This window comes from Marivirga salinae, assembly GCF_030503855.1.
Classification (GTDB): Bacteria; Bacteroidota; Bacteroidia; order Cytophagales; family Cyclobacteriaceae; genus Marivirga; species Marivirga salinarum.
Window position 1 is genome coordinate 3,218,535 of sequence record NZ_CP129971.1, and the last position, 19,195, is coordinate 3,237,729.

The 19,195-nt window shown below is 34.4% G+C and carries 11 protein-coding genes; 6 read left to right on the forward strand and 5 right to left on the reverse strand.

What is annotated here, in order from left to right; genetic code table 11:
• Positions 1-146: 146 nt before the first annotated feature.
• Positions 147-689: a hypothetical protein gene (locus tag QYS49_RS13460; protein WP_308347971.1), complete on the reverse strand. Its 543-nt coding sequence runs from the start codon at positions 687-689 to the stop codon at positions 147-149.
• 374 nt (positions 690-1,063) lie between these two features.
• Between QYS49_RS13460 and QYS49_RS13465 the strand changes: the two genes are divergently transcribed.
• Both QYS49_RS13465 and QYS49_RS13470 read left to right on the forward strand, forming a co-directional pair.
• Positions 1,064-8,431: a PKD domain-containing protein gene (locus QYS49_RS13465; RefSeq protein ID WP_308347973.1), complete on the forward strand. Its 7,368-nt coding sequence runs from the start codon at positions 1,064-1,066 to the stop codon at positions 8,429-8,431.
• Between the two features lie 52 nt (positions 8,432-8,483).
• Complete coding sequence (locus QYS49_RS13470) at positions 8,484-9,518, forward strand: PorP/SprF family type IX secretion system membrane protein (RefSeq protein WP_308347974.1); 1,035 nt, start codon at positions 8,484-8,486, stop codon at positions 9,516-9,518.
• Here the strand turns inward: QYS49_RS13470 and QYS49_RS13475 are convergent.
• From QYS49_RS13475 to QYS49_RS13490, 4 genes are all read right to left on the reverse strand, one after another.
• A complete protein-coding gene (locus QYS49_RS13475) occupies positions 9,515-10,048 on the reverse strand; it encodes a hypothetical protein (RefSeq protein WP_308347976.1) in 534 nt (177 codons plus the stop codon). The genes QYS49_RS13470 and QYS49_RS13475 overlap by 4 nt on opposite strands.
• A 6-nt stretch (positions 10,049-10,054) precedes the next feature.
• Positions 10,055-10,438, reverse strand: a complete 384-nt coding sequence (locus tag QYS49_RS13480) for a DUF1987 domain-containing protein (RefSeq protein WP_308347978.1) — start codon at positions 10,436-10,438, stop codon at positions 10,055-10,057.
• 11 nt (positions 10,439-10,449) lie between these two features.
• The gene (locus tag QYS49_RS13485; protein WP_308347979.1) at positions 10,450-10,992 is read right to left on the reverse strand and encodes a SiaB family protein kinase; all 543 of its coding nucleotides are present in this window, start codon (positions 10,990-10,992) and stop codon (positions 10,450-10,452) included.
• Between the two features lie 97 nt (positions 10,993-11,089).
• Positions 11,090-12,592 (reverse strand): peptide MFS transporter, encoded by a 1,503-nt coding sequence (locus tag QYS49_RS13490; protein ID WP_308347980.1) that lies wholly within the window; start codon positions 12,590-12,592, stop codon positions 11,090-11,092.
• Positions 12,593-12,814: 222 nt separating this feature from the next.
• Between QYS49_RS13490 and pckA the strand changes: the two genes are divergently transcribed.
• The 4 genes from pckA to QYS49_RS13510 all read left to right on the forward strand — a co-directional run bounded on the left by pckA (position 12,815) and on the right by QYS49_RS13510 (position 19,103).
• Entirely contained in the window at positions 12,815-14,437 is a 1,623-nt protein-coding gene (gene pckA, locus QYS49_RS13495; RefSeq protein ID WP_308347982.1) for a phosphoenolpyruvate carboxykinase (ATP), read from the forward strand.
• 219 nt (positions 14,438-14,656) lie between these two features.
• Positions 14,657-16,141: a dihydrolipoyl dehydrogenase family protein gene (locus QYS49_RS13500; protein WP_308347983.1), complete on the forward strand. Its 1,485-nt coding sequence runs from the start codon at positions 14,657-14,659 to the stop codon at positions 16,139-16,141.
• Between the two features lie 55 nt (positions 16,142-16,196).
• Complete coding sequence (locus QYS49_RS13505) at positions 16,197-16,940, forward strand: MBL fold metallo-hydrolase (RefSeq protein WP_308347985.1); 744 nt, start codon at positions 16,197-16,199, stop codon at positions 16,938-16,940.
• Positions 16,941-17,066: 126 nt separating this feature from the next.
• Positions 17,067-19,103 carry a tetratricopeptide repeat protein gene (locus QYS49_RS13510; protein ID WP_308347986.1) on the forward strand — a complete coding sequence of 679 codons (2,037 nt, stop codon included), beginning with the start codon at positions 17,067-17,069 and terminating at the stop codon, positions 19,101-19,103.
• Positions 19,104-19,195: the final 92 nt, after the last annotated feature.

Sequence of the window (19,195 nt, forward strand, 5' to 3'; positions counted from 1 at the left end):
TATTATCAGAATCCACACTCATCAGAGGGTTTTCAAAGTCTAACGTATAACTCGAATCCGACAGCTCAGTGTCTGACACATATCCCAAATCTCTCAACTTTTAGGATTTTGAATACTAACTATTATATATCTTATGATTACTAGCTTTAATTATCATCCTCCTCCTCTTCTTCTTCTTCTTCTTCTTCTTCTTCCTCCTCTTCTTCCACTGGAGGTAGAGGAAAATGAGTGAAAGATTCTCTTAAGCTATCTTCTTCAAAAAATGTACTGATGCTAAAGCTTTTAGGTTTAATATCATCCAATTGAAAATAGGCCGTATCAGTACTTTCCCAAACAAAAACTACGGTATCAATAGGTGTTTCAGCTGTTATGGTAGGCGGCACAAACCAAAAACCTCTTAAAGTATCTGTAGAAATCCCACATGTATCAGCCGGATTTATATACCAAAGCGAATCTTTATCTTTAGTATCAGCAGTAAAATTAAAAATCAATTGCCTAGGAACAGCACATGAATCAAAGGAAACTTGTTCATTAAATAAGAATCGCTCGTCTAAGCTCCATCTTTTAATATCTTGATTGGATAATAACCTTCTTACCTCTGCCCTTCTGAAGTCATCAAAAGTAGGCTCGTCAGGCAGACATGCACTAAGAAAAAATAAAAGTAGTAAAACGTATCCAATATTTTTCATTCCGCAAATATAGTGGTTTAAATATTCGGGATAATAAAAATGAGACAAGAATTAAAAAGATTCACATTACCGCTTACTTCATAAAATTTTAGTCTGATAATTAAGAAATAATTGAATACGATATAATATTTCTAACCATAAATTAAACTATAAGATGAATTAAAGCTATTTATAAGCCTGCATATAATGCTACAATTGTAAGATTAAGATTTAGCAGAAATTAAAAAATTTGGGATTCGTATTCAATAACGACTCAATCTATAATTATTTAGGTTTTTATTTAGATATTTATTAGCTTACTTTCGATAAACTAAATGTATTATTCGATTAACTATAGTATTTTTCACACCAATTAATATTTGTAAATTTGTATAATGTTAAAATCGAATGGCTATATAAAATATTTTTTAGTAATAGGAATCGTCACGTTTTCGATTCTATTCTTTCATAATGATAGCTATGCTCAATGCGCTAATATAAGTGGACAAGCAAGTGGAGTGAGTCCTGGAGTCGGTTGTTCACCTCATTTAGTTAATTTCACAACTGATTATGACGTCATAAATTTAACTGCAGCCGATATTGCCTATGAAGTTGATTGGGGTGATGGAAATACTGATGTATATGTACTTGGTTCAGATGCTGAAATCACAACAAGTGTTGTAAATGCAAGTACCACCAAAATTAGTTTAGCTGCAAATCACACTTTTGTCTCAGGAACAATGTGTAGATACGAAATCACAGCAAACTTAAGATTCGATGGAACTTCATGTACTGAACAACAACTACAACCTGTGGTTGTTTGGGATAATGATAATGTTAATGGTGGTACAGTGGCTATGGATCCAGATGAATACGAAGTTTGTGCTGGGTCTGAAGTTACAGTAAATTTTACGGATATAACTGACTTTAATTGTACTCCTCCTGATTACATGGATTCCAATCCAAACTTTTTTGCTAGAACATACGCATTTGAATATGGTACTTTTAATAGCATCGCCAACATTGAGGTTGATGGTGCGGTTAGAACCTATCCTTATTATGATGGTGTAGTTTTCACAACACCTGACGGTGATTTAGATAATGATGGTCAGCTAACTTACGATATTTTTGTACCAGGATCAGCCAATGTAACGGAACAATTTGAAGTTACACTCTATTACTGGAATTTTTGTAATCCTTTTAATGGAAATCCAGCCGCACCAAATTTTGGAGACGCACAAACCGCAACGGCTTTAATTACGATTGTACCACCCCCTGAACCTGAACCACAAGTCTTTGATGCAAATGAAGATTTTGCTACTGAATCTGGAAACAATAGCTTTTGGTATGACAACACACAACCAACACAAACATTTTGTGCTGATCAAATAATACATTTTAGACAAGATCCTTCTGCAAATCCAGGTACGGATTATGCTTGGGATTTTGATTGGGACGGTACAATAGCAGGTTTTGATTCTACAGCAAACGGAGCAAGTACTAGCTTTTCATATGATGCTTTAACATATGCAGGTCAAACAGTAGAAATTGGTCTAAAAATTTCTCGAGGAGATGTTGGAACGCCTTGTATTTTTTATGAAAGCATTGAAATCGAAATTGAAGAAGGTCCACAAGCAAGTTTCACATTAGATGAAAATGATGGATGTGAAGAAGTTACCTTTAATACTACCAACACTTCAAATGATGCAACCGATTATGAATGGTCAATAACTCAAATCTCTGGACCTGCAGGAACTATAGAGGATATTACTGCTCAAGAAAATAGTGTTAATTTATCAAACGTTACTATAACAGGTCCTGGAACTTATGAAGTAGAACTTTTAGCTACTTCTACCCTTGTTACCTCTTGTCCAAATTCAACTACCAGAACAATTACAATTTATGATAATCCAGCAGCAGACTTCACTGCAGATGATGTTTGTTTTGGAGATGATTTGATATTTGAAGATCTCTCAAATATCACAACAGTTGTAAATAGTGACAATATTGACAATTGGGAATTTGTATTTGATTTTAACAATACTGATTACACCACAGATCCTGAAGGAACTTTTAATGCTCAAACTATTACAACATTAGCATCTGGAGATTTTACTGGTAACGAATATGCTCACACTTATCCTGCTGCTGGCACTTATAATGTAGCATTGAGAGTTATAACAGCAAATGGTTGCGTTTCTGCAGTTGATACAGCTTCGGTTGTGGTGAAAAATAATCCTATTTCAAATTTTGAATTTGCCGATAACGGAATTGACTATACTCAAGATTTGTGTCCAGGTACTCCTATAGAAATAAAAAACACTTCCCCAGCAGGACAAACAGACCCTGCTGTTGACCAATATTATCTTGAAATAATTTCAGAAGATGGAGCTAATGATGGCTTTTTTCCAACTTTCCCTGCCGCTTTTGTTTTACCTGGCGATTCTGCAATAATAAATCCTAATCCAGGTGATTTGCCAAATCCAAATTCAAGTGCTGAATATACTTATGAATTTTATATCATTGCAGAAGGTGACAATAATTGTGACACAAGAGAAGGTCCTATTTCTATTACTTTACTACCTGCACAAGCTGCTGAATTTGACATATTTGAAAACGATCCTGGCCCTCCCCCTGGAACCGCTGCCGATCCTTATGATAATTTAGAAGTTTATTGTTCGCCTTATGAATTTTACTTTAGGACGGATGGTAACACTCAAACTTTTAATGCTGATGAGTATATTTGGACAATTACAGATGGCGTTGGTGATACCCTAACAGAAACTACAATTAATACTGCTACTAATCCCACACCAGAACGATTTAATTTCAACTTTGAAAATATTTATCCATCTGTAAGTCAGGAAGTATTTACTATTAATCTGCAAGTGATAACAGACGATTATTGTGTGACAGATAGAAATGAAACGGTAAGATTATTTCCAAAACCTACTGGTGACTTTGTTGTTCAAAATTCAGTTATCACCTGTGATTCCGTATCCTATACTTTCAAAGCAGTTCAAGAAAATATTGATTACTTTTGGTCTTTAACTGCCTCGGATCCTACTAAAATAAGAACTGCAGTTGCAGATGATGTAAATGCAGAGTTTAGAGTATCTTTTGATCGCCCTAGTAGTGCTGAACCTGATTTAGACTTCACAGTAGAATTATATACTGAAAACCTGGTTTTATGTCAAAGTGAAACTAAAGATATGGATTTGACTATTCCAAAGGCTGAAATTGTCAATGTTGATATTGACTTCACGCCAACAGATGATGAGGCTTGTTTACCCTCTATTTATGACCTGCAAAATACAACTGCTTCTTCTCCACCTACTGGCACTGAGTGGGAATTTGAAATATATAAGTATAATACAGCAACTACTGTTTACGATTTAGTTGAAACCTTAAAAGGAGAAGATCAGCCAGTTGGAAATAAAGATTTCAACACAGCAATTCCTTATGAATTCACCGAAAGAGGTTCTTATAGAATTGATTTGGTTGCGAATTTAGTAAGCAATTGTAGAATCGGCTTATCAACTCCTGTTGATATAGATATATTTGAGACGCCTGAACCTAATTTCAGAACCAATATTACAAAAGGCTGTTCACCTCTTGATGTTACGCTAATTGAAAATTCATTAATCACTTCTGGCGATCCATTTGATTTATCTATAGAAGTCTATGATCCAGTAAATAACATTGTGACCCAAACCATTGCTGCTACATCTGGAACTGGAGGACAATTAAATAACGTTCTACTAGATCCATTAATCAATACAACCACAGACTCTATAGACTACGAAATCACATTAACAGCTACAGCAAACAATAGTCTAAATTGTTCATTGGATTCCACTGTAATAGTACGTGTATACCAAGAACCTGAAATTGATTTTGCAGTTACTTCTACAAATCCTGCTTGTCAGAAAGATTATGAATTTACTTTTGATATTTCCTCTATTAATGTACCTGCAGGAACAGACTTGATTTGGAATTGGGGTGATGGGGATCCAGTATTTGTTACTGATGAAACTGTCACTACGGTAAGCCATGAATACAGCAATAGAGCAAGCTTCTTTGGCAATGATACTTATACCGTTACTTTGACGGCTGAAACACCTAATAATTGCAGTTTTAGCATAACAGAAACAATAAATTTATATCCAAGATTACAAGCACAGTTCAATGCAAGTACCGAACAAGGATGTGACCCTTTAAATGTTACATTTACCAGCGCTTCATTAGGTACAAATATTGCCGGTGGACATGAATACTACAGAAGACTTCAAGGCGATGTCATATGGAATCCAATTGATTCAGTTTCAAATACTGGGACAGTTTCAGAATATCTTGAAAATAATACTAACAATATTGAGACATGGGAAATACTTTATATTGTACAAGGAGAAGGCGGTTGTAGAGATACTGCAAACATTAAAGAAATCACAGTAAATCCATCTCCAGATTTTCAAGTAAATGTGATTAATAGCCCTTTATGCCAAACAGATGAAAATGGAGATTATGAATTTGAATTTGAACTTGATAATGTAGATGTTCCCGCTGGTACTGAGTTTACTTGGAATTGGGGAGATGGCTCTACTCCACTAACTACTAATTCTGATGCAAATCAAACTCACATTTTTAATAACAGGTTAAGTTATTTTGGTACGGATAATTATACAGTTACTGTATCAGCTGAATCAGCAGATGGTTGTATCATTAATGAAATGGTAAATATTCAACTGCATCCTCAAATTGAGGCTATTTTCTTTCAGAATTTAGATGAAGGTTGTGCACCATTAACGGTCAATTTTACGAGTTCCTCAAGAGGTACTGGTTTAATCAATAATTATGTTTATCAATTCAGAGAACAAGGTGAAACTACATGGAATACAATTTCAGGCACATCACCAAATGGTGTTGGAAGCTTTGAATTTCAAAACACTACTGGAAGCAACCTAATTTATGAAGTTAGACATTTAGTAACATCTGACTTAGGCAATTGTGAAGATATTTCTGAAATTCAAGAAATAACTGTATTTCCGGAATTTAATTCCCCAACAGTTACAGGACCTTCAGAGGTATGTACATTTGAGCAAAATGTACAATATTCCGTTCCTGATGTCCCTAGTTCAAATTTTAATTGGTCATTACCTCAAGGGGCCTTCATTGTGAACCAAAATACAAATGGGAGTGAAATTGAAGTGAATTTCAGTTCATTTAGTGGTGTTATGGAAGTAACTGAAGAGAATGCAAATGGATGCTTTGGAAATCCTAACAGTATCCCTGTCACTGTTCTTCCAGGACCGACAGTTAGTTTAAGTCTTAATGGCCCCAATACTATTTGCCCTGGTGATACCACAAGTTTACAATTCGACCTTTCAGGGCCAGGAAATCAAGGCTTTGATGTAATTTATAGTAATGGACAGCAAACTGATACACTTGAAAATATTCAAAATGGTCATATTGAAACAATTACTCCAACACAATCAAGTAACTATTTTGTATTAAACGTAATTGATAGGCAATATCCAGCGTGTTCGGCTTCAAGCGTAACTGGTTCTGCATTTGTTAATGTAAATTTTGCACCTTCTGCCTCTTTATCTGGAAGTACAACAATATGTGAAGATGGAAGTACAAATTTATTCATTAATTTAACTGGAGCTGGCCCTTGGGATTTAACCTATACTGATGGAAACAGCAACTTCTTAATTGAAAACATCACATCTCCCGTTTATCAATTGGAGGTTAGTCCTTCAATAAATACGACTTATGAATTAGTATCCGTTACTGACAGTAATAACCCTGTTTGTTCCGGAGCCGTTTCTGGTATAGCTACCGTTGAAATCAATACTAAGCCTACTGCTGAAATCTCTGGAGATTATAATAATGTTTGTGCGAATGAATTCGTTTCTCTTGATGTTGAATTAACCGGCTATGAACCGTGGACAATCCGTTACACTGATGGCACCAATATTTTCACTGTTCCTAATATTACAGCAAATGATAATTTCGACCCAGAAAACGATACTTATAATCATTCCTTTGATGTATTCCCTCCTACTGGCACCACAGAATACACTTTAGTAGATGTAAGAGATTCAAATTCTCCAAATTGTTTAGGAGATATTTCAGGTAGAGCTACAGTGAATGTATTTGATAGACCAACGGTTGAAATCGAAGGAAATAACACCATTTGCTCTGGAGAAAGCAGTCCACTAACTTTTAATTTCACAGGTGATGGACCATTTAATGCTTTAGTAACCGCCAATCAGGATACGTTAGAATATACCAACCTTCAAAATGGGCAGTCAGTAACACTCAGTCCAGAAAACTCTACAGTTTATAGAGTAATTGAATTAGTAGATAGTAGAGGCTGTTTAGGAAACAGTTTAGGTGGGCCAGTTAGTATAAATGTAAATCAACTTCCAACTTCTGAAATTTCTGGTGATGACGTTACCTGTTATGGAGAAGAAACGGAATTAATCTTTGATCAAAGCGGAGTGGGTCCTTGGACTATTACCTATTCAGATGGAAGTCAGAATTTCAGTTTCACTACTTCATTTAACAGACATTTTGAACCAGTATTTCCTACTACAACAACTACGTACACATTAGTCTCAGTTGTAGACAGCAATTCACCAGAAAGCTGTATAGGATCAGTAAGTGGTAGTGCTCTAAAAGAAGTATTCCCTGAATTGGAAGCTAATTTTGAAGCCACGCCTCAAGACATGATTTTACCTGAAAGTACGGTTTCTATTACAAACAACACAACTAACAAAAATGAATGGGAATATGAATGGGACTTCGGTGATGGAACAATTTCAACTGAAACAGATCCTGCTCCTCATGAATATGGAACTTTCGGCACTTTTGTAATCAGAATGACCGCTACCAATGGTCAGTGTACAGATACTTATCAAACCACCATAACCATAGGTGCGATCCCTCCTATCGTTGATTTTGATGCTACTCCTAAAGAAGGTTGTTTGCCATTAGTGGTGGAATTTGAAAACCTAACTCAATTTGCAGATCCATCCACCTATCAGTGGGAATTTGGAGATGGACAAAGAGTTGCAGCCGTTGAAAACCCTACCCATGTTTATCGTAATCCAGGTACTTATTCTGTTAGGTTATCAGCCACGAATATCACAGGACAACGAACTGAAATGTTTAAGGAAGAATTTATAGTGGTAAATGCAACACCCACTGCCTCTTTTACTATACCTGATGAATATAGACAAGTGTTTACTGGAGAAGAGGTTAGATTTGTCAATTTAAGTGAAGGAGCAGATGAATTTATCTGGAAATTCGGAGATGGTAATGAATCTTTTGAGGAAGAACCAATTCATGCTTATCCTGACAGTGGAATTTATGATATTACTTTAATCGCCATAAACAGTGAAACGGGTTGTACTGATTCCATGACCTTAAGCTCTCAGGTGCAAGTAATTTTAGGTGGAGCATCAGATGTACCAAATGCCTTTACGCCAAGTAGAGCAGGCCCAGGTACTGCAAGTTCAAATCCATTACAAAATGATTTCTTCTTACCTAAAGTGGAAGGAGTCTCTCAATTTAACATGAAAATATATAACAGATGGGGAGAATTATTATTTGAATCCAACGATAGAACTGTGGGATGGGATGGATATTATAACGGTGTACTGATGCCACAAGGCGTTTACGTATATCGATTAGAGTTGGTATTTGAAAATGGGCGTAGAGAAACAAAGGTGGGAGATATTACGCTCATCAGATAGGGTTTTAGATATCCATAAAGTATATATTTTGTACGGTAGAACAAGGATATGAATGAATATAGATCAAATAAAAAATTTACATAGAATATTAATTGTTAGTTTAGTTTGCTGTTTTTCTTTTTTTGGAAATCAAAGCAAAGCACAAGACTTTCAATTTTCTCAGTACCATGAATCTCCATTGTACCTTAATCCTGCTTTTACGGGTTTAGGAAAAATGCATAGAGTAACACTTAATTCAAGAATTCAGTGGCCAAGTTTACCTAAAGCTTATGTAACCAATGCCTTAGCGTATGATTACAACCTTGACTACCTAAGCAGTGGATTCGGTTTAATGTTAACTAGAGATGTGGCAGGTTCTGGTAATTTAGGTAATACAAACGCAAGCTTTTTATATTCCTATAGAGTTGCATTAGGTAAAAAATTGGTGTTGAGTACAGGTATGCAATTTGCCTATAATTTCACAGGATTAAACCAAAATGGACTTACTTTAGGTGATCAATTATTAGACAATCGAGGAGTTTCATTTGATAATGAATTATCTAACATTCAAAATATTCAGTATTTTGATTTCTCAGGTGGCATGTTGCTGTACAGCCAACAGCTTTGGGGAGGTTTTGCTGTTCATCATTTAACACAACCAGAAATGTCGCTAATTGGTGATTCAAACCCATTGAACATGAAAATTAGCATCCATGGAGGAATAAGAATCCCATTATATAGGGGTCCTAAAAAAATGGATAATATTTCTAGTATTGCCCCTTCCTTTGTTTACAAAAAGCAAGGCATTAACGATCAATTAGATATCGGTTTCAATTGGCATTATGATCCTATTTCAGCAGGTTTATGGTATAGAGGTGTTCCATTTAAAAGAACTGACCCAAATGCGGGTTTATATGATAGAGATGCCTTAATTTTTAAATTCGGTCTGATTTTCCCTGATTTTCAAGCCGGATATAGCTATGATTTCACAATTTCGGAATTTGGAGGAGCATCAGGTGGTGCACACGAAATATCAATAATTTTTGATTTTGAGGCTAAAATCAGAAAGAAAAGAAAGAAAGAATTTATTCCCTGCCCTACCTTCTAATCTTGGTTCCTTTTATTTAAAGCTCTTCTCATCATATAGCGCTCTACTAAAACATCAATTGGTTTTAATAAAACTGCAATACCTAATTTAAATATAAACCCAATTGAGGTATTCCCTACACGTTCTTCAACAATAGGTTCAAGTACTCCTTCCGAGATAATGAATAATATAATGGCTATCAATAGTACAATAGAGGATGCTTTTCTACCTACTTTAGCCTTCACTAATTGATCTATGGTATCTTGAAGTAATTGATTATTAACTTTCAGATCATCATTTATTTTATTGATTTCATCTGATTGTTTCTTCAGCTTTTCATTAGCTTCATTGAGTTTAGCATGAAGTCGATCGCTTACGGAAGTGAGGAGTTTAGCTTCTCCTATTAAGCGATCATATTTATCACACAATAATTTATAATTCTCCTTTACCTTATCAGCCGGAATATTATCATCCTCTGCCAAAACACGCACCTCATTCAAGAAGTCAATTTCTGCCTGAAATACATCGGACTGGGTAAAGTTTTTTGCCATACAGTATTAATCCTCTTTAATTTCTTTCATTTTAAATGGGATTTTAATTATTTCTTTAAAATCCTCGCCTGACTCTTCCATATCTTCGTCTTCTTCATCAAAGTACCATTCAATGGTCACCTTATTTCCGCTATCATGAATTTTTTCAAGCTTTCTGAAAATTTCGACTAAACATTTTGAAGAGCTCGTATTAAAGTACTCTAATTTAATTTCAAAAATAGTAGATTCTAAAGGATTATGAACATATTTATCTAACCAATCGAGCAATGGCTTATAAAACTCGATAGAATTCTCCGGGATTGATCTTCCGGATATCAAAAAGGTATCTGCATCCGGATTAAAATCAAGTTTAGGTGTCTTAGGTGTCGCCTCTAAGTAATAAGCATCCATAGTGTTTTTTCTTAATGTTTTATATTCACTTGCAAACTGAAATAAGCATATTCATCATTTATGGGTTTAAATCCGAATTGTAATGGTTGCCCGGATTTCCTAACCATATCCATTATTCCAAGGCCAGCTCTTCCTGTTTCAGAAAAAACCCCCTCATCTAACTTACTTCTATACTTAGCTCTAAGTTCATCATTCGTAAGTTGGTTGATTTCTTCAATACGTTTTTTAAGGTGGTCTGTGTTTTTTTGTTTTATAAAGTTACCTGAAATAACTTCATAAGTAGACATATTTTTCACTACCATAATCATTATTTCCTGAAATGATTCTGTTGAATTCTTCATTTCTTCTTGATTATGATAAATATTTTGTAGCACCTCTACCAAAATATTAAAAACCTTCTTTTTTATACGCGAATTATATTCAACCATTGCTAATTTATTCTCAGCTAAGGCAATTAAATTATTGGTTAAGCTATCAGTTATCATACCCTGATAGGCCAACAATAATTCTTCGCTTTCTTTAAGATTTTTAAATCTATTTAAGGTATCTAACATTTTTACCAATTCGGAAATAATGAATTATGTATAATCATCCGACAAATTACAATTATTATTTGAAAAAATATAATAATAAAATGATATAATAGATTTATCAATGTACGTTCCCTGTCAATTTTCTAATTAATGGCGTAAATATTAATGCTAAGATACCTGCGCCAACAATAAATATAGTAATGAATTGGAAAATATCAGGCAACAAACTTGGATCCTCTGCAATAGCATTTTGATCAAACTGACCAGCAACTAATCCTGCAATCAAATTACCAAAAGCTACAGACATAAACCATGCTCCCATCATTTGTCCAACTAATCGCTTTGGGGCTAATTTTGTAACAGCACTTAAGCCAACAGGACTTAAAAATAACTCACCAGTTGTATGCAAGAAATAGGTTATTAATAACCACGTTGGTAAAACAGTTTCATTAGACATTAATAAATAAGCTGCTAAAATCATTGTAGCAAATCCTAAACCCAAGAAAATAAGTCCGAACGCAAATTTCAATGGAATGCTTGGATTAAGATTTCTTTTCGCTAGTTGAATCCAAAGCCATCCAAAAACAGGTGATAATATGATAATGAACATTGGATTAACACTTTGAAGAAAAGAAGCTGGCATTTCCCATCCTCCGATCATACGGTCTGTATATCTTTCTGCAAATAAATTTAAAGATGATCCGGCTTGTTCAAATCCTGACCAAAATACAGCTGAAAAAAGCAATAAAATTGCAATAGCCCATATCTTTTTCTTTTCCTCTTTATTTAATCCACCAAATACAAAAATTGTAACGAAAAACAACACCAAAGTAGCAGCAACTACATATGATGCTACATTTGCTACACTTACAACATTAATATTGATATATCCTAATGTAGTTAATAAAACAAGTAATATTAATGCACCTAAAAATGCAAATATTCCTAATTTCACTCTCTTTCTGAACGTTATTTGCTTTTCATTAGATGGGTCAAATCCTTCAGGCTCAGCACCTATAGAACCCAATTGTTTTGAAGATGCTCTGTATTGAATCACTCCCAAAAGCATTCCGAATCCAGCCGCTGCAAAACCAAAATGCCAATTAATACTTTCCCCTAAATAACCTGTTATTAATGGAGCAATTACAGCACCCAAATTAATCCCCATATAAAAAATAGAAAAACCGGCATCACGTCTGGCCGGTTCGTTATCTTTATAAAGTCCTCCTACTATACTACTAATATTGGGTTTTAATAAACCAGTACCAATGACTATTAATATTAAACCAATAAAAAAGAATTCCTGTGTTGGGATTGCCATTGCAAAATGCCCGCAAGCGATGATGATACCACCATACCAAACAGCTTTTTGCAATCCAAAAAACCGATCTGCTAACCAGCCTCCTGGTAAGGCCAGTAAATAAACAAACATAGTATATAAACCATAAATTGCTGTTGCAGATTTATCATCTAACCCTAAACCACCTGTTTCAATGGATGCAACCATGAATAGAACCAAAAGGGCTCGCATTCCATAGTAACTAAAGCGCTCCCAAAATTCGGTAAAGAACAAGGTTGCCAATCCTCTTGGATGACCAAAAAAAGTTTTTTCGGAATTCATATTATCTATAAGTTAACTTATTTTAAAAAATGAAATGCTAAATCTAATACGGGCATTTCATTAAAACAAATCATTAGTGGAAATCAGGCTTATTTTAAGTAGAAAGTGTATTTTATACACTATCTAAACATTTGTAAATGATTAAAAAATTACTTTTTAAGCAAAGTAAATTCTTTAACTTTGCCAACCAAACCAAGTTATATCTAGCGAAAATATAAAAATATGAAGGAATTTGGATTAAAATCCGCTAAATCCGGTTTAGAAAGCCTGGGTTTAAAAAATGTAGCTGAGGCTTACTGGAACCTCAGTCCTGCTGAATTGACTGAGCATGCTTTGGCCAACAAAGAAGGAGTTCTTACTGACACAGGTGCATTGATGTGCGATACGGGTAAGTTTACTGGTCGTTCTCCTAAGGATAAATTCATCGTTAAGGATGACAGAACAAAAGATACTGTTTGGTGGGGTGATATTAACATTCCTTTCAGCGAAGAAAAATTTGATGCCCTTCACCAGAAAATGCTCAAATTCCTAGAAAATAAAAGAGTGTATGTAAGAGATGCTTACGCTGGTGCTGACAAAACTTACAGATTAAATTTAAGAGTAGTTAATACGCAAGCATGGCATAATTTATTTTGCTATAACATGTTCTTAAGACCAGAGAATTATAAACTGGAAACTTTTGAACCTACGTTTACGATCATCAATGCTCCAGAATTTGAAGCTGACCCTGAAGTAGATGGAACTCGTCAGAAAAACTTTGCCATCATCAATTTTTCTAAAAATATAATTTTAATTGGTGGTACAGGTTATGCTGGAGAAATGAAAAAAGGAATTTTCTCTGTGTTAAATTATACTTTACCAACTGACCACAAAGTATTATCTATGCACTGCTCAGCTAATATGAGCGAGAAAGCGGATGGTGATACTGCTATTTTCTTCGGTTTATCTGGTACAGGAAAAACCACTTTATCAGCAGATGAAAACAGAGGTTTGATTGGTGATGATGAACATGGTTGGACTGAGAATGGCGTTTTCAACTTTGAAGGTGGTTGCTATGCTAAAACCATTGATTTAACTGAAGAGAAAGAGCCGCAAATTTTCAAAGCAATAAAATTTGGTGCAATAGTAGAAAATACTCGTTTTATCCCTGGAACAAGAACTGTGGATTATGAAAACACAGAAGTTACTCAAAATACTAGAACGGCCTACCCTATTCATCATATAGATAATGCTGTTTCACCTTCTATTGGTGGAATTCCTAAAAATATTTTCTTTTTGACTTGTGATGCCTATGGAGTTCTACCTCCAATATCAAAGCTATCAAAAGGTCAGGCAATGTATCATTTCATATCTGGTTATACTGCAAAAGTAGCAGGAACTGAGGCTGGAGTTACTGAGCCGCAAACTGTTTTCAGTGCATGTTTCGGAGCTCCTTTCCTTCCATTACACCCAACACAATATGCAGAAATGCTAGGAAAGAAAATGGACGAACAGAAAGTTACAGTTTGGTTAATCAATACTGGTTGGTCAGGTGGTCCTTATGGCGTTGGTTCAAGAATGAAATTGAAATACACAAGAGCTATGATCACAGCTGCCTTAAATGGTGGTTTAGATGAAGTAGGATATAGAAATCACTCTATCTTTGGTTGTGCTATTCCTGCAACATGTCCAGATGTTCCTTCTGAAGTATTAAGCCCAAGAGAAACTTGGAAAAATGACAAGGGATATTATGAAATGGCTAATAAATTAGCTGGTGAATTTAATGCAAACTTCAAGAAGTTTGAAGATTTCGCTAATGATGAGATTATGGACGGAGCACCTAAGCCCAACCTTTCAAAGGTTTAAAAACAGCTTTTTCAGTTAAGTTAAATATATACTGCCATGGGATTTAGTTCTCATGGCAGTTTTTTTTTGTGGATCTCTGTCCAGTGTCTGATGGTTCTAACCGCCTGACGCATAACCAGACCGATCAAACGCACATCTCATCAATCTCCCATAATCCTTTATAAAACACTATTTTTTCCTTTAAACTTTTTATATTGCTATCTAAATGAATTGAGTTTTATGGAGCAATATGACTTAGTAATTATTGGAGCTGGACCATCAGGATATGCTGCTGCCATGCGGGCAGTAGATTTGAAGAAGAAAACATTATTAATTGAAAAAAGTGTATTAGGTGGTGCTGGTATTACTAATGGTGCTTTATCATCCAAAACACTATGGGAGCTTTCCAGAGATATGTTAGCTTTCCGCAAAAATTTAGATCGCTATCATATGCAGTCTCCAAAAGCTGTATGGAAAGAGATTCAATTGGAAGTTCAAAATGCAGTTGAAGAGAGAGTAGATTTACTGAAAAGTCACCTACATGAACTTCAAAAAAACTTAAAATACTCTCCCTATATTGATTTTATAGCTGGTGAAGCATCCATTGTCAGTGAACATATAGTAGAAATTGAAACTTCAAATGAAAGATTAGCATTTGAAACCGAAAATATCATTATTGCCACAGGCAGTAGACCTCGTTATTTACCCAATATCCCTATTGATGAAAAGCATATACTCACAAGTGATGGCATTGAACAAATGGATGATTTCCCAAAAAGCATGGTCATTGTGGGTGCTGGAGTCATCGGTTGTGAATATGCCACTATTTTCTCGGGTTTTGGACAAACCAAAGTCTATTTGATTGATAAAGGGGATAGTATTCTTCCATTTGAAGATCCAGATGTTGTAGCCGTAATAGAAAAGAATCTGGAAGCACAAGGCGTTCATATTCACAGAAGTTCTTCCTTAACTCACATGGAAAGAAAAAATGGAAAAGTGGTTTACAAATTAGATTTTTCAGATGGGCATCAAGAAACATTCGAAGTGGATAAGGCTTTAGTATCTGTCGGTAGAGTGCCTAATTATGAAAATTTATGGAAAGAAGCTGTTCCTATTAAAATGGGACAAAGAGGTGTGGAAGACAATGACACTAAAACATCAGTCAAAAATATTTATGCAGTAGGAGATATTACTGCTGATATAAATTTGGTGAATGTCGGGGAACTCGAAGGCAGATATGCAGTTGAAAAAATATTTGGCACTCCAGTGAAGAAGCTAGTATATGAAAACATCAGTACTATCATGTTTTTGAACCCTGAAGTTGCCGGTGTTGGCTACAATGAAAAAACTGCTCAAGAAAAAGGTTTAAATTATAAAGTAGTTACAACTGATTATTCCACTATTGCAAGGGCTGTGGCCAAAAGAAACACACAAGGGTTTATTAAATTATTGGTGACTGATGATGAGGAAATGAAAATATTAGGCATGAGGGTGGTTGGCGAACAAGCATCGGCTGCCATTCAAGCTGTGGCATTGCTCATAAATATGAATAAAGGAATTGAAGAATTAGCAGAATGCGTGCACCCGCACCCTAGCATTACGGAAGGAATTCAAGAATCTGTGCGTGCACTTTTGAATAAATCTATTTTAAAATCAGGTTTGTTAAAAGATAAAGTGAATTGCTATTGCTACAATTGCGAGAAGAATGAAAGAGCAATGATTTAAATATGATAAGCGGTTTAACAAAACATATGGAATACTGTTTTTAAAAGAAAAACTTATGAAAAATCTACTAATAATTGTGTTTTCCTTGGTATGCCACAACATATTTTCTCAGGATCTAATCAGCACTAATCAAGGTGATATTAAAATCCATCCAATTCTTCATGGAACTTTGGCATTAGAATATGAAGGACTTACAATTTATGTTGACCCCTATGGAGGAGTAGATAAATTTAAAGGATTGAAAGATGCTGATTTAATTTTAATTACAGACATACATGGTGACCATTTGAATAAAGAAACCCTCAAAGACTTAAACACTTCCAATTCTCATTTTATCGTACCAGAAGCAGTTGCCCAACAGATGGAAGGAATAGGTAATGCAGAAATTGAAATTTTGAATAATGATAACAGCACCTCATTTAACGGAATTAATATTACAGCCATACCTATGTATAATTTACCCGAAAGTGAAGATTCCAGACATCCTAAAGGCAGAGGAAATGGTTATTTACTGAATATTGCAGACAAGGTAATTTACATCTCAGGTGATACCGAGGATATTCCTGAGATGCGAGCGTTAAAAAATATTGATTTGGCTTTTGTATGTATGAATATACCTTATACCATGTCAGTTGAACAAGCATCTGATGCTGTTTTAGATTTCAACCCTTCTATAGTTTATCCATTTCATTTTAGAGGTCAAGGAGGCTTAGCCGATGTTGAGAAATTCAAATCTTTAGTGAAGAAAGAAAATAAAGATATTGAAGTACGACTAAGAAATTGGTACTCTGAAGATTAATTTTAATCTGTGTATTTACTCAATTCATCTATTTTAGTTATAGAAATTCAGTATTAAACTGTATTTAATTGCTATGATAATTTTATTAGGATAAATTGAAGCTCATTAGCTTAAATGTTAAATTAAATGCGAGAACTAATATTAGTTATTTTTTTAATTGCTAGTTCGCTCTCTTTACTTGGTAATGAGAAAACAGATAGTCTACAAAATGTTTTAAACCAAAAGATTGAGGACAGTACTCGCGTTAAAGTTTATAAAGAATTACTCTATTATTTTAGTACTTCAGAACCTTCACAAGCCATATTTTACGGACATCAAGGATTAGAACTTGCAAGAAAGATAAATGACGATTATTCAGAAATTCAGCTTCTAAACAACCTTGGAATTGCATATTATGGTTTAGGTGTTTATGAAAAAACCTTAGAATATTTCCTTCTAGTTCTTGAATTGGAAAAAGAATTAAATAATCCCCAATCGCTATCAAGGGCAATGAATAACGTAGGTATTATTTATGAAGAGATAGATAGATTAGATAAATCCGCTTATTATTATGAGGAGTCAATAAAAATTAAAAAGTCCTATAATGATTCATTAGGTATTTCTAACACGATGAGTAATTTGGGTTTGCTCTATATGAAAAGAGATATACCTGAAAAGGCGATAGATTATTTCCGACAATGCTACAAAATTGACAAACAATTAAATCATGAAGTTGGAATTTATAATTCCTTACATAATATTGGTATTTATCACAAAGATTTTGGCGATAAAGACTCAGCTATTTACTATCTAGAAAAAGCGCTATTAGCCGTCCCAAAAGGAGAAAATCATTATGATAAAACCTATATCATTAAGAGCTTAGCAGAGAGTTATCTAATAGATAAGGATTATAGTAATGCACAAAGTTATTTTAATAAAGCCATTCAATCAGCCCAAGAAGTTGAAGCATTAGATGTTCTAAAAGATTCTTATAAAGGCTTATCAAAAATATATGAACATAATAAGCAATTTGAAAAATCATTATCTGCTTACAAAAAATATAAATCATTGAACGATTCTATTTTCAATCAAGATTTCAATAATGAAGTCGCTCAATTAGAAAAGAATTTTGAAATTCAATCGAAGGAAAAGGAAATTCAGCTATTAACGAATGAAGCAGAAATCACCAATTTGCAGTTGATCAGAAGAAAAAACTCCAATTACTTCCTTACAGCCTTAGGATTATTGCTTGCTGTTTTGGCCTTTATTAGCTACAACAGATACCAAATCAAGAATAAATCGCATAAAATGCTTCAGCAAAAAAATGATGAAATAAATCTACAAAGATCGGAATTAAAGGAAAATAGAGATGAAATAGAAGCTCAAAGAGACAGTATTTTAGAACAAAAACATGCTCTAGAAGAAGCTAGCTCAGAGATCATGAAAAGTATTTGGTATGCTCAACATATTCAAAGAGCTATATTGCCTGATTTGAAGGAAATAAAATCTGTTTTTCATGAGTTTTTTATGCTTTACATCCCTAAATCCATTGTAAGTGGAGATTTCTATTGGTTTACTCGTAAAAAGGATAAAATATTCTTTGCGTTCGCTGATTGCACAGGTCATGGTATTCCTGGTGCCTTTATGACTGTTATGGCCAATGATCTACTTAATAGCATTATCATACAGCAAGATGAAAATGATTGTGCTAAAATCATTAAACTTTTAGATGAGGCAGTTTTAAATAGTCTACAATACAAGGAAAATTCCTCTAGTGATGGTTTAGACATTGCACTTCTTTGTTTTGACATAAAGAAGCATAAGCTTACTTTCTCAGGTGCCAGCATGGATATTATAGTCTATCAAAACAGTGAGTGGAAGAATTTTAGAGGGGAAAGATTTTCTATTGGAGGGTTTACAGAAGCGGAACTTAAACAACCGAAAAATATTTCATTAGACTTAAAGGAAGATACCCAGGTTTATATGTATTCAGATGGTTATGTTGACCAATTTGGTGGAACTAAAGATAAAAAGTTTATGCGTAAAAGACTCAGAAGTCTTTTGGATGAAATTAAGCTTTTACCACTGTCCCAACAGAAACTGAAGTTAGAAAAAGCAGTATTGGATTGGAAAGGCGATCAAGAACAAACCGATGATATTACTTTTGCAGGGATAAGGTTTTAAAATGAAGGTAGCCAAAAGCTTTTTATAAACCACATAACTTGTCCCGTGCTGAAAGTCGGGAGTGATGCAAAGAATTTCACTAAGGTCTCAAA